14 protein-coding genes are annotated in these 14,574 nt (G+C 71.5%); 3 read left to right on the forward strand and 11 right to left on the reverse strand.

Annotated features, from left to right (window positions below; genetic code table 11):
• Positions 1 to 71: 71 nt before the first annotated feature.
• From AC0OLQ_RS26130 to AC0OLQ_RS26165, 8 genes are all read right to left on the reverse strand, one after another.
• Positions 72 to 500: a metal-sulfur cluster assembly factor gene (locus AC0OLQ_RS26130; RefSeq protein WP_357343813.1), complete on the reverse strand. Its 429-nt coding sequence runs from the start codon at positions 498 to 500 to the stop codon at positions 72 to 74.
• The gene (sufU, locus tag AC0OLQ_RS26135) at positions 497 to 970 is read right to left on the reverse strand and encodes a Fe-S cluster assembly sulfur transfer protein SufU (RefSeq protein WP_357343815.1); all 474 of its coding nucleotides are present in this window, start codon (positions 968 to 970) and stop codon (positions 497 to 499) included. The genes AC0OLQ_RS26130 and sufU overlap by 4 nt, the downstream gene beginning before the upstream one ends.
• Entirely contained in the window at positions 970 to 2,274 is a 1,305-nt protein-coding gene (locus tag AC0OLQ_RS26140) for a cysteine desulfurase (RefSeq protein WP_484528479.1), read from the reverse strand. Before AC0OLQ_RS26140 ends, sufU begins: the two co-directional genes overlap by 1 nt.
• A gap of 5 nt (positions 2,275 to 2,279) precedes the next feature.
• On the reverse strand, positions 2,280 to 3,053 hold the full coding sequence (gene sufC, locus AC0OLQ_RS26145) for a Fe-S cluster assembly ATPase SufC (RefSeq protein ID WP_484528480.1): 774 nt from the start codon (positions 3,051 to 3,053) through the stop codon (positions 2,280 to 2,282).
• Positions 3,053 to 3,379, reverse strand: coding sequence for a non-heme iron oxygenase ferredoxin subunit (locus tag AC0OLQ_RS26150; RefSeq protein WP_091320789.1), 327 nt, complete (start codon positions 3,377 to 3,379; stop codon positions 3,053 to 3,055). Before AC0OLQ_RS26150 ends, sufC begins: the two co-directional genes overlap by 1 nt.
• Entirely contained in the window at positions 3,379 to 4,521 is a 1,143-nt protein-coding gene (sufD, locus tag AC0OLQ_RS26155) for a Fe-S cluster assembly protein SufD (RefSeq protein WP_484528481.1), read from the reverse strand. The genes AC0OLQ_RS26150 and sufD overlap by 1 nt, the downstream gene beginning before the upstream one ends.
• Before the next feature lie 93 nt (positions 4,522 to 4,614).
• Complete coding sequence (gene sufB, locus AC0OLQ_RS26160) at positions 4,615 to 6,045, reverse strand: Fe-S cluster assembly protein SufB (RefSeq protein WP_355061032.1); 1,431 nt, start codon at positions 6,043 to 6,045, stop codon at positions 4,615 to 4,617.
• On the reverse strand, positions 6,042 to 6,794 hold the full coding sequence (locus AC0OLQ_RS26165; protein ID WP_484528482.1) for a helix-turn-helix transcriptional regulator: 753 nt from the start codon (positions 6,792 to 6,794) through the stop codon (positions 6,042 to 6,044). Before AC0OLQ_RS26165 ends, sufB begins: the two co-directional genes overlap by 4 nt.
• 98 nt (positions 6,795 to 6,892) lie before the next feature.
• On the opposite strand from AC0OLQ_RS26165, the gene AC0OLQ_RS26170 reads away from it, so the two are divergent.
• Together AC0OLQ_RS26170 and AC0OLQ_RS26175 are read left to right on the forward strand one after the other, a co-directional pair.
• A complete protein-coding gene (locus tag AC0OLQ_RS26170) occupies positions 6,893 to 7,864 on the forward strand; it encodes a COX15/CtaA family protein (protein ID WP_484528483.1) in 972 nt (323 codons plus the stop codon).
• A gap of 81 nt (positions 7,865 to 7,945) precedes the next feature.
• Positions 7,946 to 9,613 (forward strand): right-handed parallel beta-helix repeat-containing protein, encoded by a 1,668-nt coding sequence (locus AC0OLQ_RS26175; protein ID WP_484528484.1) that lies wholly within the window; start codon positions 7,946 to 7,948, stop codon positions 9,611 to 9,613.
• 77 nt (positions 9,614 to 9,690) lie between these two features.
• Here AC0OLQ_RS26175 and AC0OLQ_RS26180 read toward each other — a convergent pair whose 3' ends face one another.
• From AC0OLQ_RS26180 to AC0OLQ_RS26190, 3 genes are all read right to left on the reverse strand, one after another.
• Positions 9,691 to 10,611, reverse strand: coding sequence for an ATP-grasp domain-containing protein (locus AC0OLQ_RS26180; RefSeq protein ID WP_484528485.1), 921 nt, complete (start codon positions 10,609 to 10,611; stop codon positions 9,691 to 9,693).
• A 6-nt stretch (positions 10,612 to 10,617) separates the two neighbouring features.
• Positions 10,618 to 10,950, reverse strand: coding sequence for a hypothetical protein (locus AC0OLQ_RS26185; RefSeq protein WP_357343830.1), 333 nt, complete (start codon positions 10,948 to 10,950; stop codon positions 10,618 to 10,620).
• A gap of 251 nt (positions 10,951 to 11,201) precedes the next feature.
• On the reverse strand, positions 11,202 to 12,161 hold the full coding sequence (locus tag AC0OLQ_RS26190; RefSeq protein ID WP_484528486.1) for a heme o synthase: 960 nt from the start codon (positions 12,159 to 12,161) through the stop codon (positions 11,202 to 11,204).
• 266 nt (positions 12,162 to 12,427) lie between these two features.
• Here AC0OLQ_RS26190 and tkt point away from each other — a divergent pair, with 266 nt between their 5' ends.
• Entirely contained in the window at positions 12,428 to 14,566 is a 2,139-nt protein-coding gene (gene tkt, locus AC0OLQ_RS26195) for a transketolase (RefSeq protein WP_484528487.1), read from the forward strand.
• Positions 14,567 to 14,574 lie beyond the last annotated feature (8 nt).

Here is a 14,574-nt window from a genome sequence, read left to right on the forward strand (position 1 = left end):
TGTGGCGGGGGTCGGAACGGGTCGAGCGCGACACCGCGGGGGGTGTCGCGCTCGACCGGGACCGGGAACGGTCAGACGTTGAAGCCGAGGGAGCGGAGCTGGTCCCGGCCCTCGTCGGTGATCTTGTCGGGGCCCCACGGCGGCAGCCAGACCCAGTTGATCCGGATGTCGTTCACCAGGCCGCCGCCCGGCCCGGTGGTCAGCGCCTGCCGGGCCTGGTCCTCGATGACGTCGGTGAGCGGGCAGGCCGCCGAGGTCAGCGTCATGTCCAGGGTTGCCACGTTCTGATCATCGACGTGGATGCCGTACACGAGGCCGAGGTCGACCACGTTGATGCCCAGCTCGGGGTCGACGACGTCCTTCATCGCCTCCTCGATGTCGTCGATGGCCGGCTTGCCGGCCGCCGCGGCGCCGTTGGCCGGAGCCGCACCGGCCGGGGCCGCGCCGTCGGTCGCCACCGCGCCGGTCTCCGGCGTCGAGGCGGTCTCTTCGCTGCTCATGCCTTCACCTCCGGGCTCACGCCCACCCCGGCGCGTGCCGCGGCGTCCTTGAACGCCATCCACGACAGCAGCGCACACTTCACCCGGGCCGGATAGCGCGCGACACCCGCGAACGCCACCCCGTCTCCGAGTACCTCCTCGTCCGGCGTGACCTGGCCACGTCCGGACATCAACTCGACGAACGCCTCGTGCACCACGGCGGCGTCGTCGGCGGCCCGGCCGCGCAGCAGCTCGTGCAGCACGCTGGCCGACGCCTGGCTGATCGAGCAGCCCATCCCGTCGTACGAGATGTCGGTGAACACCTTGCCGTCGGTCGCCACCCGCACGGTGATCTCGTCGCCGCAGGTCGGGTTGACGTGGTGCGCCTCGCCGACCGCGGCGGCCCGGTCCGTCGCGTCCCGCAGGCCGCGGCCGTGCGGGTGCTTGTAGTGGTCCAGGATGATCTCCTGGTAGAGCTGGTCGAGCTGCATCAGTCGAACACCTTCCGCACCTGCTCGAGACCGGCCACCAGCGCGTCGATCTCCTCGGTCGTGGTGTACAGGTAGAACGACGCCCGGGTCATGGCCGGCACGCCGAACCGGGTGCACACCGGCTTGGCGCAGTGATGCCCCACCCGGACCTGCACGCCGAGCGAGTCGAGCACCTGCCCGACGTCGTGCGGGTGCACGTCGCCGAGCGCGAAGGAGATCGTCCCGCCCCGGCCGACCGGCACGTTCGGGCCGAAGACGCGCAGCCCCGGCACGGTGGCGAGGGCGTCCAGCGCGTACGCCGTCAGCTCCTTCTCGTGCCACTGGATGGCCCGCATCCCGATCCCGGTGAGGTAGTCGACCGCCGCGCCGAGCGCGACCGCCTCGGCGATCGGCGGGGTGCCCGCCTCGAACCGGGCCGGCGGCGCGGCGAACGTGGAGCGCGCCATCGACACGGTCTCGATCATCGAGCCGCCGCCGAACACCGGCGGCATCGCGGCGAGCAGTTCGCCCCGCCCCCAGAGCACGCCGATGCCGGTCGGGCCGCACATCTTGTGCCCGGTGAAGACGATGAAGTCGGCGTCGTAGTCGACCACGTCCATCGGCAGGTGCGGCACCGACTGCGAGCAGTCGAGCAGCAGCAGCGCGCCCACCTCGCGGACCCGCTGGGTGATCCGCGAGGTGGCGTTGACCGTGCCGAGGATGTTGGACATGTGCACCAGCGAGACGATCTTCGTCCGCTCGGTGACCAGGTCGTCCAGCCCGGACTCGTCGAGCCGCCCGTGGTCGGTGACCGGGAACCAGCGCAGGGTCGCGCCGGTCCGCTCCGCGAGGAGCTGCCACGGGACGATGTTCGAGTGGTGCTCCATCTCGGAGATGACGATCTCGTCACCGGGCCCGATCCGGAACCTCGGGTCGGCGTCCGGCCGCAGCGAGGCGTTGGAGAAGGCGTACGCCACCAGGTTGATCGCCTCGGTGGAGTTCTTGGTGAAGACCACCTCGTCCGCGCTGGGCGCGTTGATGAACGCGGCGATCTTCGCCCGGGCCCCCTCGTACGCCTCGGTCGCCTCGGTGCCCAGCGTGTGCACCGAGCGCGACACGTTGGCATTGTGCCGCGCGTAGTGCTCGGCGAGCACGTCGAGCACCTGCCGCGGCTTGTGCGAGGTGTTGGCGCTGTCGAGGTAGACCAGCGGATGCCCGTTGACCTCCCGGTCCAGGATCGGGAAGTCGGCCCGCACCCGCGCCACGTCGAAGCGGGGCACGTCGTCGTACTGCGGCATGCCCGACGGGATCGCGATGGAGGTCATCGTGCTCAGGCCCGCGCCGAACCGGCCCCGGCGACGTACCGCTCGTAGCCCTCTTCCTCGAGCTTGTCGGCCAGCTCCGGGCCGCCCTGCTCGACGATCCGGCCGGCCACGAAGACGTGCACGAAGTCGGGCTTGATGTAGCGCAGGATCCGCGTGTAATGGGTGATCAGCAGCAGGCCGGTGTCGCCGGTGTCGCGCACCCGGTTGACGCCCTCGCTGACCACGCGCAGCGCGTCCACGTCGAGGCCGGAGTCGGTCTCGTCGAGGATGGCCATCTTCGGCTTGAGCAGCTCCAGCTGCACGATCTCGTGCCGCTTCTTCTCGCCGCCGGAGAAGCCCTCGTTGACGTTGCGCTGGGCGAACGCCGGGTCCATCTGGAGCTTCTCCATGGCGCCGCGCAGCTCGCCGGCCCAGGTGCGCAGCTTCGGCGCCTCGCCGTCGATCGCGGTCTTGGCGGTACGCAGGAAGTTGGCCACCGAGACGCCGGGGACCTCGACCGGGTACTGCATGGCCAGGAAGAGGCCGGCACGGGCCCGCTCGTCGACGGACATGGCCAGCACGTCCTCGCCGTCGAGGGTCACCGAGCCGCCGGTGATCTCGTACTTCGGGTGGCCGGCGATCGAGTACGCCAGGGTCGACTTGCCGGAGCCGTTCGGGCCCATGATCGCGTGGGTCTGACCCGAACTGACCGCCAGGTCTACCCCATGCAGGATCGGCTTGAGCTCACCCTCGGGCAGCTTGACCGACACCTTCAGGTCGCGGATCTCCAGGGTGCTCATTATCGGGTCACTCCATTGCTCGGCGTCAGGCTGACGTAGATGTCGCCGTCGCGGACTTCGACGGGATAGACGGGAACGGGTTCGGTCGCGGGCAGCCCGGTGGGCTCGCCGGTCCGTAGGTCGAAACGGGATCCGTGCAGCCAACATTCCAGCGTGCACCCGTCGACCTCGCCCTCGGAGAGGGCCACGGCGGCGTGCGAGCACTCGTCGTACACGGCGTAGAAGTTGTCGTCCTCGCCGTGCACGACGGCGATCTGCGTGCCGTCGACGTCGGCGCTGATCGCGGTGCCCTTGGGCACGTCCTCGGTCGAGCAGATCTTGATCATCAGGCGCCGGCCTTGGTGAGGCGGGCCTCGATCGCGTCGCCGAGCCGCTCGCGCAGCTCCTCGACCGGGATCTTGTTGATCAGCTCGGCGAAGAAGCCGCGGACCACCAGGCGGCGGGCCTCGCCCTCCGGGATGCCGCGGGCCATCAGGTAGAAGAGCTGCTCGTCGTCGAAGCGGCCGGTCGCGCTGGCGTGCCCGGCGCCGGCGATCTCGCCGGTCTCGATCTCCAGGTTGGGCACCGAGTCCGCCCGGGCGCCGTCGGTGAGCAGCAGGTTCCGGTTGATCTCGTAGGTGTCGGTGCCGGTCGCCTCGGCCCGGATCAGCACGTCACCGACCCAGACGGTGTGCGCGCTCTCGCCCTGCAGGGCGCCCCGGTAGCCGACGTAGCTGCGGCAGTCCGGCACGGTGTGGTCGACCAACTGCCGGTGCTCCAGGTGCTGGCCGGAGTCGGCGAAGTAGACGCCGTAGAGCTCGGCCTCGCCGCCGCGCTGCGTGTAGTCCACCGAGGTGTACTGCCGGACCAGATCGCCACCGAGGCTCACCTGGACGTGAACGACCTTGGCGTCGCGGCCCAGCTTCACCCTGAGGTGCTGCGCGTGCACCGCGTCGTCGGCCCACTCGGCGACGGTGACCAGGGTGAGCTTGGCGCCGTCGGCCACGGCCACCTCGACGTTGTCGGCCAGGGTGGCGGACCCGACGTGCTCCAGCACCAGGGTCACCTCGGCGAACCGGCCCACCTCGACGAAGGTGTGGCCGAGGGCGAGCGCGTCGGCGCCCCCGCCGACCACCCGCAGGCTCACCGGCGCCGCGACCACGGCGTCCCGGGCGACCTGCACCAGCAGCGCCCCGTCGGCCCCGCCGTACGCCAGCGCGCTGACCCGGTCGAACGGGGTGAGCACGCTGCCCACCCGCGGGTCGTCCCTGCCGATGCGGCCGACGGTGACGCCCTCGGGCAGGTCGCCGTACTCGTGGCGGACCGCGCCGGTGGCGGCCTGCGCCTCACCGGCCAGGCCGCGCAGGCGCTTGAGCGGGGTAAAGCGCCACTCCTCCTCCAGGCCGGTGAGGGCCGGGAAGTCGGCGACGTCGTACGAGCGGAGCGCCTGCGACTTGGTCGCGGGCGGCGCGGAAGCCTGGGTAGTCATCTCTTCCTTGGTCTGTTCTGCGACGACGGTGTCATTGATCGGAGGGTGGGTCGGGGCCCGCACGGCCCGGCCCGACGGGCCGGGCCGCGGGGGTCAGCCGACCGCGCCCTCCATCTGGAGCTCGATCAGGCGGTTGAGCTCCAGGGCGTACTCCATCGGGAGCTCCTTGGCGATCGGCTCGATGAAACCGCGCACGATCATCGCCATCGCCTCGTCCTCGCTCAGGCCCCGGCTCATCAGGTAGAAGAGCTGGTCATCGCTGATCTTGGAGACGGTCGCCTCGTGCCCCATCGACACGTCGTCCTCGCGGATGTCGACGTAGGGGTAGGTGTCGGAGCGGGAGATGGTGTCGACCAGCAGGGCGTCGCACTTGACCGTGCTCCGGCTGCTGTGCGAGCCCTCCAGCACCTGGACCAGGCCGCGGTAGGAGGTGCGGCCGCCGCCCCGGGCGATCGACTTCGACACGATGGTCGAGGAGGTGTGCGGCGCGGCATGCACCATCTTGGCGCCCGCGTCCTGGTGCTGACCCTCGCCGGCCATGGCCACCGAGAGCACCTCGCCCTTGGCGTGCTCGCCGGTCATGTAGACCGCCGGGTACTTCATGGTGACCTTGGAGCCGATGTTGCCGTCGACCCACTCCATGGTCGCGCCCTCGTGGCAGACGGCGCGCTTGGTGACCAGGTTGTAGACGTTGTTCGACCAGTTCTGGATGGTCGTGTAACGGCACCGGGCGTTCTTCTTGACGATGATCTCCACGACCGCGCTGTGCAGCGAGTCGGAGGAGTAGAGCGGCGCGGTGCAGCCCTCGACGTAGTGCACGTACGCACCCTCGTCGACGATGATCAGCGTCCGCTCGAACTGGCCCATGTTCTCCGTGTTGATCCGGAAGTAGGCCTGAAGCGGGATCTCCACCTGCACGCCCTTCGGCACGTAGATGAACGAGCCACCGGACCAGACGGAGGTGTTCAGCGCGGCGAACTTGTTGTCGCCGACCGGGATCACCGTGCCGAAGTACTCCTTGAAGATGTCCTCGTGCTCGCGCAGCGCGGTGTCGGTGTCCAGGAAGATGACACCCTGCTCCTCGAGGTCCTCACGGATCTTGTGGTAGACGACCTCGGACTCGTACTGCGCCGCGACACCGGCGACCAGCCGCTGCTTCTCCGCCTCGGGGATGCCCAGCCGGTCGTAGGTGTTCTTGATGTCCTCGGGCAGGTCCTCCCAGCTGGTGGCCTGCTTCTCGGTGGACCGCACGAAGTACTTGATGTTGTCGAAGTCGATCCCGGTGAGGTCCGCGCCCCAGGCCGGCATCGGCTTGCGGCCGAACAGCCGCAGGCCCTTCAGGCGCAGGTCGAGCATCCAGGCCGGCTCGTTCTTCTTGGCCGAGATGTCCCGCACCACCGCCTCGTTGAGGCCGCGCTGGGCGGCCGCCCCCGCGACGTCGGGGTCGGCCCAGCCGTACTCGTAGCGACCGAGGGCGGCGAGCTGCTCCTCCTGGGTCAGGGGCTGAACGATCTGCTCGGTCATCTATCTGTCCTCACAGTGGTGACGGTGTTACCGGACTGGGCGCGCGGCTGGGTGGGAATGTGCGTGGTGCACACCCCGTCGCCGTGCGCGATGGTGGCCAGGCGCTGCACGTGGGTGCCGACCAGACGGGAGATCACCGCGGTCTCGGCCTCGCACAGCTGGGGGAACTCGGCGGCCACGTGCGCCACCGGACAGTGGTGCTGGCACAGCTGGCCGCCGGAGGCGATCGTGGACGCGTTGGCAGCGTAACCCTCGGCGGTCAGCGCCCCGGCGAGCGCCTCCGCCCGGGCGAGCGGGTCATCGCCGGCGTCCTCCATGGCGGCGCGACAGCGCTCCTCCAGCGCGGTCACCTGCTCGGCGGCGAACGCCTCGACCGCGTGCGAGCCGCCCGTGCGGGCGATCCAGCGCAGCGCGGCGGTGGCGATGTTGTCGTAGTGGTGGGTGCCGCAGCGCACCCGGGCCGCCTCGGTCAGCACGAAGACCTTGGCCGGTCGGCCCCGGCCCCGGCTGCCCCGCACGACCTGCTCGCGGGCCTCCACGTCGCCGTCGGCGAGCATCGCGTCGAGGTGCCGGCGGATCGCGGCCGGGCTGAGCCCGAGCGCCGAGCCGAGCTGGGCCGCGGTGGTCGCGCCCTGCTCCAGCAGCAGCTGGGTGACCCGGTCGCGGGTGGAAAGATCGGTGGACGCGGCAGTGCTGGCGACCGGAGCGGTCGCCTGGAGGTGCCCGGAGAGCGCCGCCGCGTTTTTCACAACGCCAACGTTACGTAATTCGCCGAAGGCCCGCAAACCCGGGGTCCGGTGATCCCGACCACCGGTGCGGCGGAGTCACCCGATCGGGATCAACTACGGTGCGTAGGATTCGCTCCGTGAAGGCTTCCGTCCGGTTCCCGGTCTCCCCCACGCTGCTGCGCCGCCTCGCGTACACCTCGATCATCGCGAACGTGGCGATCGTGGTCACCGGCGGGGGTGTCCGGCTCACCCGCTCCGGGCTCGGCTGCCCCACGTGGCCCCGCTGCACCGACGAGTCGTACATCGCCACCCCGGAGATGGGCGTGAACGGGGCCATCGAGTTCGGCAACCGGCTGCTCACCTTCGCGGTGGGCGTCATCGCGCTGGCCGTGGTGCTCGCCGTGCTGGCCCAGCGGACCCGCCCGCGCGGGCTGCTGCCGCTGGCCATCGGCGTGCTGTTCGGCATCCCCGCCCAGGCGGTGATCGGCGGCATCACCGTGCTCACCAACCTCAACCCGTGGGTGGTGGGCCTGCACTTCCTCGCCTCGATGGTGGTGATCGCCGCCGCGTACGCGCTCTGGCGGCGCACCGTCGAGCCGGACGGGCCGGTCAGCCCGACCGTGCCGGCGCCGCTGCGTACCCTCGCCGGGCTCACCACCGTGGTGAGCGCGGCCGTACTGGTGATCGGCACCTGGGTGACCGGCAGCGGCCCGCACGCGGGCGACCAGGGCGCGGCCCGCAACGGCCTGGACCCGGAGGCGATCTCCCAGGTGCACGCCGACGCGGTGTTCCTGCTCATCGGCCTCTCGGTGGCGCTGCTCTTCGCCTTCCGCGCGGTGGGCGCCGACCGGGCCGCCCGGGCCGCCGGGGTGCTGGTCGCGGTCGAGCTGGGCCAGGGCCTGATCGGCTTCGTGCAGTACTTCACCCACCTGCCGGCCGTGCTGGTCGCCGCGCACATGCTCGGCTCCTGCCTGGTGCTGCTGGCCACCCTGGGCGTGCTCTGGGCCACCCGGGAGCGGCGTCCGGCCGCCCCGCCGGCCCCGGCCGTGCCGGCCACCCCGGCCGACCAGCCGGTCACCGCGGCCGCCTGAGACACCCCCTGCGGCGTTACCGCCCAGCGGGAGCGGGAATGCGGTCCGCGTCACGGACCGTCCGCCCGAGGGGAGCCGCCGGTGTCGCGCAAGGGCCTGTCCACGACCGTCCCGCAGCGCCTGACGCCGGTGGCCGGGGCGCCGCTGTGGTGCGACGCCCACGACTTCGGGCTCACCGGCGACGGCGTGACCAACGACCAGCCGGCGCTGGCCGCCCTGGTCGACCGGCTGGGCGAGGGGTACGACGCCGACGGACGGGCCCGGGTGATCTACTGCCCGCCGGGCATCTACTCGATCCGGAACGCCGGCACCGTCTGGCACAGCGGGGTGTCGCTGGTCGGCGCCGGGTCGGCGGCCACCCGGTTCCTGCTCAGCAACGAGGGCAACCGGAGCGATCCCGTCCCGCTGGCCTTCTGGACCACCGTCCAGCACGGCGCGGACCGGGACCGGCACATCGCCGACTGCACGTTCGCCGACTTCGAGATCGACGGCTCCGGGGTCGGCATGACCCAGTACAACTACCTCGCCAAGGGCCTCGGCCTCCAGTACGTGGTCCGCGGCGTGTTCCGCAACCTCTACATCCACCACACCGGCGCGACCGGTCTGGGCTGCGACTTCCTCCAGGACAGCCTGATCGACGGGGTGGTCGTGGTGGGCTGCGGCCGGCTGGACAGCGGCGAGCAGATGGGCGGCGCGGGCATCGGCGTCGGCATCGGCGGCTGGGGCGACGTGGAGCGGCTCACCATCGCCAACTGCACCACCCTCGGCAACGGGACCAACGGGATCTTCCTCGAGCTGCAGAAGGACTACTGGCCGCCGCCGCGCGGCTTCCGCATCGTCGGGTGCCACAGCCAGGCGAACCGGTTCGGCATCTCCGACTGGGGCGCCGACGGGCTGATCGTCTCGGCCTGCACGCTGACGAACAACCTGGAGGCGGGCTTCGACGTCTCGGCCAACGGCACGGCCGGGATCGCCGGCCGGGGCGGACTGCTCACCGACTGCGTGATCGACCGCAACGTCGGCGACGGGATCAGCATGGGCAACACCCCCGGCCCGTACGCGGTCCGGGGCAACCGGATCAGCCGCAACGGCGGCTACGGCTACCACGAGCACGACCTCGGCCACGGGTACCGGGGCGCGGCGGCGGACGTGGTGATCGAGGGCAACGAGATCTGGGACAACGCGCTGGACGGGATCCGGATCGACCGGCCGATGCTCGACGCCGCGGTGGTCGGCAACCGGATCCGGGACAACGGGCGCCGGTCCGCGCCGGCGTGCCGCGGCTCGGGCGACACCGTGCGGTACGCCCCGCGCCGGGTCACCGACGGGTCGGCGGACTGGCCGGCCGGGGGGCACCGGGGCAAGATCCTCCGGGTCGACTCGCGGACCGCGGTGGTGGCCGACAACACCGGCACGGAGCTGTCTCTGGCCGAGGTGCGGCCCGACGGGGCCACCGGCTGGAACGAGACCACCCCGGCGCCCGGCACGCCGTACGAGCTGCCCGCCGGCCCGCCGGAGCGCGCCGGGATCGCGGTCAACGCCCCGTTCGATTCGGCCACCGTGCGGGACAACCGGATCTGGCACCGGGATGAGCACAGCCACACCTACGGGTTCTGGATCACCGGGGCGGGCAGTTGCGTCTCGTGCCGGGTGGAGGACAACGACTTCGCCGGGCACGAGGCCGCCGTCCGGCTGGACACCCCGCCGATCGGCGGGCGCTGGGACCGCAACCACTCCGACGGGGAGTGAGGCGGCTCCGGCCCGCGTCAGCGGGCCGGAGCGCAGGTCAGCGGGCCGGAGCGCGGGTCAGCGGGCCGGAGCGCGGGTCAGGGCAGCCGGGCCAGGTGGGTGGCGATCGCCGCGGCGAGCCGGTCCGGGGCGCCGTCGGCGTGGCCGATGAACAGGCTCGGCTCGGTCAGCTCCAGCTCGACCAGGACGGGTGCCCCGTCCGGGCCGGGGATCAGGTCCACTCGGGCGTAGAGCAGCCGGTCGGTGCCGCCGGGCACGACGGCCAGGGTCTTCTCGGCCGTGTCGAGCTGCTCCGGGGTGGCCGTGCGGGCGTCGATCCGCTCCTCCTTGTAGAGCTCGGCCACGCCGCGGTCGGGGCCGGTCAGCATCGGCCCCTTGCGGATCGCGTGGCTGAACGCCAGGCCGTCCGGCCCGGCCAGGAAGAGCAGCGCGGTCTCCCCGGCGGTGTCCACTGCCGCCAGGTACGGCTGGACCATGGTCACCCGGCCGGCGGCGGAGAGCCGCCGTACGTGGGCCACGGCCAGCTCCCGGTGCTCCGGGTCGGCCAGGTCGTACCGGCCGGTGTCCTGGCTGCCGGCGCTGACCGCCGGCTTGATCACGTACTCCCCGGTGCCGGCCGGCGGGACCCACTCCTCGCCCGGCTCGACCCAGGCGGTCGGCACGGTGGGCACCCCGGCCGCCGACAGCTCGGCCAGATAGCGCTTGTCGGTGTTCCAGGCGACCACGTCGGCCGGGTTAACCAGGGCCGGCACCGTGCGCGCCCAGGCGACGAACTCGTCGCGGCGCAGCGCGTAGTCCCAGGGCGAGCGGAGCACGACCAGGTCGTAGCCGGACCAGTCCACGGCCGGGTCGTCCCAGACCACCGCCTCGGCGGCGATGCCGCGGGCGGCGAGCGGGGCGAGCACGAGCCGGTCGTCCGGGTCGAGGTCGGGCAGGGCGGTGCAGGTGACGAGAGCGACCCGGGGTTTCCCCCGGGTCGGCTGGTAGTGGTTGGTCAATTTATGTCAACGGGCCATCGTGCGCCGGGCCATCGACCGCCAGAGGTCGTTGCTCGGACGCATCTGGTCCATCAGCTCACGCTCCCAGGCGTTCTCGACGGTGACCCCTGCCTTGGCGCAGGCCTGCCGCGCGATGTCGGTGCCGTCGGCGAACTGGTCGGCCCACACCCCGTCCTCACCCACGAGGACGATCCGTGCGCCGCGCTTGCCGACGTACTCGATGACCGCCTTCGCCCCGCCGTGTCCGGCGGCGAACGACTTGATTCCCGCGACCAGGCCGTTGGGGGCCTGCTCGGCGATCTTGTCAGCCGTCAGCGTCGTATCGGAACCATCTGCCATGACGCGAAGCCTAAGCAGACATGCACCCGGATGTGCGAGAACGATGAACTGAATGTGATGCCAATTACCTACTGGTTTAAGGAAGACCACAGGTAATTTGCCCGTGCATGTCGCCTATGCCTGGGCGAATCGGGCGGCCTGGATCGTCATGGTCTGTCCGGGTTAACCCCGTCCAACTCAGGTCGAAAAAAATTCTGATGAATTCCGCCACCAGGGGGAAAGCATCCACCCCGGTCAGCGCGGGCGACAGATCAGAGCAGGGCGTCGAGGGCGACGGCCGCGAACAGAATAGTGAGGTAGGTGGTGGACCAGTGGAACAGCCGCATGGGCTTGACCGCCTCGCCGCGGGCCGCGCGCCGGCACAGCTTGTGCGCCTCGACCACGAAGATCCCGCCGACCACCAGCGCGGTGACGCCGTAGATCGGGCTCATCCCGAGCGGCCAGACGGCCAGCGAGGAGAGCAGGGTCAGCCAGGAGAAGAGGATGATCTCCGCGTTGACCCGGCGGACCGAGGCCACCACCGGCAGCATCGGGATGCCGGCCCGGGCGTAGTCGGCCTTGTACTTGATGGCCAGCGCGTAGAAGTGCGGCATCTGCCAGAAGAAGACCACCGCGAACAGGCCCCAGGCGGCCGGGGACAGCGAGCCGGTGACCGCCGCCCAGCCGATCAGCACCGGCGCGGCCCCGCAGGCGCCACCCCAGAAGGTGTTGGCGGCCGTGGTGCGCTTCAGCCAGAGCGTGTAGACCAGGTCGTAGTAGGCGATCGCGGCCAGCGTCAGCCAAGCGGCCAGCCAGTTGGTGGCGGCGGCCATCAGCGCCACCGAGACCACCGCCAGCACCAGGCCGAAGATCAGCGCGTTGCGCGGCGACACGGTGTGCGCCGGCAGCGGACGGCGCTTGGTGCGCCGCATCAACTGGTCGATGTCCCGGTCGATGTAGCAGTTGAGCACGCTGGCCGCGCCCGCGGCGAGCGAGCCGCCGACCAGCACCACGGCGACCAGCCAGAGCGCCGGCATGCCCCCGTCGGCCAGCATCATCGCCGGCACGGTGGTGACCAGCAGCAGCTCGACGATCCGCGGCTTGGTGAGCGCCACGTACGCGGCCACCACGGCCCGCACGTCCCGCCGCCCGGTCGCCGCCACCTCCGCCACCGTGCGCACCGGCGGCTGCCCGGCAGAGTCGCTGACGGGGCGCTCGGTGATCATGCTCACGGATTGCCACCTTCCGGCTTCGGCGGGGGAGGTCGGGGTCGGGCTCGGACCCCTCCGGGCCCACACACCGCCCCACACACTACGCGGCGTCGTTTTGGCTGCCCCGGAGACCCGGCAACGGTGCGGGCCGTCACATTCCGAGTTGAACGGTGGATCCGGTCGGAGACGCACAGACCAGCATGCAGAGATCCCCGGGCGGACGTTTAGGGCCGCTCGATAGGGTCATCAGTGAGGGTTCCGCCCATCTGCCGAGGAGCACAACCATCGTGGCTGCCAACCGACCCGAGCTTCCCGCTCTCAACTGGTCCGACCTCGACCGCAGGGCCGTCGACACGGTCCGCGTGCTGGCCATGGACGCCGTGGAGAAATCCGGCAACGGCCACCCGGGCACGGCCATGAGCCTCGCCCCCGCGGCGTACCTGCTCTTCAACCGGGTCATGCGCCACAACCCGGCCGACCCGAACTGGCCCGGCCGGGACCGGTTCGTGCTGTCCGCCGGGCACTCCAGCCTGACCCTCTACATCCAGCTCTTCCTCTCCGGCTACCCGCTGGCCCTCGACGACCTCAAGGCGCTGCGCCAGTGGGCCTCGCTCACCCCGGGCCACCCGGAGCACGGCCACACCCCGGGCGTGGAGACCACCACCGGCCCGCTCGGCCAGGGCCTCGGCAACGCGGTCGGCATGGCGATGGCGGCGCGCCGCGAGCGCGGCCTGTTCGACCCGGAGTCCGACCGCGGCGACTCCCCCTTCGACCACGACATCTGGTGCATCGCCTCGGACGGTGACATCGAGGAGGGCATCAGCCACGAGGTGAGCGCCCTCGCCGGCCACCAGCAGCTCGGCAACCTCTGCGTGATCTACGACGACAACGAGATCTCGATCGAGGACGACACCCGGATCGCCAAGAGCGAGGACGTAGCCGCCCGGTACGCGGCGTACGGCTGGCACGTGCAGACGGTCGACTGGCGGCGCGGCGACGCCGACCAGGGCGACTACCACGAGGACGTCGAGGCGCTCCACCAGGCGCTGCTCGCCGCGAAGGGCGAGACCGGCCGTCCCTCCTTCATCGCGCTGCGCACCATCATCGGCTGGCCCGCCCCCAACAAGCAGAACACCGGCAAGATCCACGGCTCGGCGCTCGGCGCCGACGAGGTGAAGGCCACGAAGGAGATCCTCGGCTTCGACCCGCAGCGCACCTTCGAGGTCGACGACGAGGTGCTCAAGCACGCCCGCCAGGTGCTGGAGCGGGGCGCCGAGGCGCAGGCGGCGTGGACCACCCGGTTCGACGCCTGGGCGAAGGCCAACCCGGAGCGCAAGGCGCTCCGGGAGCGGATGTCCACCCGGACGCTCCCGCAGGGCTGGGCCGACGCGCTGCCCACCTTCCCGGCCGACGCCAAGGGCATCGCCACCCGGGCCGCCTCCGGCAAGGTCCTGGAGGCCCTCGCCCCGGTGCTGCCCGAGCTGTGGGGCGGCTCCGCCGACCTGGCGGAGAGCAACAACACCACCATGAAGGGCGAGCCGTCCTTCATCCCCGCCGAGCACGCGACCAAGGACTTCCCGGGCGACGAGTACGGCCGCACCCTGCACTTCGGCATCCGTGAGCACGCCATGGGCGCGATCCTCAACGGCATCGCCCTGCACGGCGGCACCCGCCCGTACGGCGGCACCTTCCTGGTGTTCAGCGACTACATGCGCCCCTCCGTGCGGCTCGCCGCGCTGATGAAGCTGCCGGTGACCTACGTCTGGACGCACGACTCGATCGGCCTCGGCGAGGACGGCCCGACCCACCAGCCGGTGGAGCACCTGACCGCGCTGCGCGCCATCCCCGGCCTGGACGTGGTCCGCCCGGCCGACGCCAACGAGACCGCCTGGGCCTGGCGGCAGGCCCTGGAGCACACCGACCGGCCCACCGCGCTGGCGCTCAGCCGGCAGGCGCTGCCGACGCTGGACCGCACCGAGCTGGCCGGCGCCGAGGGCGTCGCCAAGGGCGGCTACGTGCTGGCCGAGGCGTCCACCGGCAAGCCGCAGGTGATCATCGTGGGCACCGGCTCCGAGGTGCAGCTCTGCCTCACCGCCCGGGAGCGGCTGGAGGCCGACGGCACCCCCACCCGGGTGGTCTCGATGCCCTGCCAGGAGTGGTTCTTCGCGCAGGATGAGGCCTACCGGGAGTCGGTGCTGCCGCGCGGGGTAAAGGCACGGGTGAGCGTGGAGGCGGGCATCGCCATGTCCTGGCGGGGGATCGTCGGGGACAGCGGCGAGAGCGTGAGCCTGGAGCACTACGGGGCGAGCGCGCCGCACACCGTGCTCTTCGAGCAGTTCGGGTTCACCCCCGACCGGATCGTGGCCGCCGCGCACGCGGCGCTGACCCGGGTGGGCGACATCACCGGTTTCACGACCGGCAACTGAGGGGAGCG

Source organism: Micromonospora sp. Utrum1 (genome assembly GCF_057197805.1).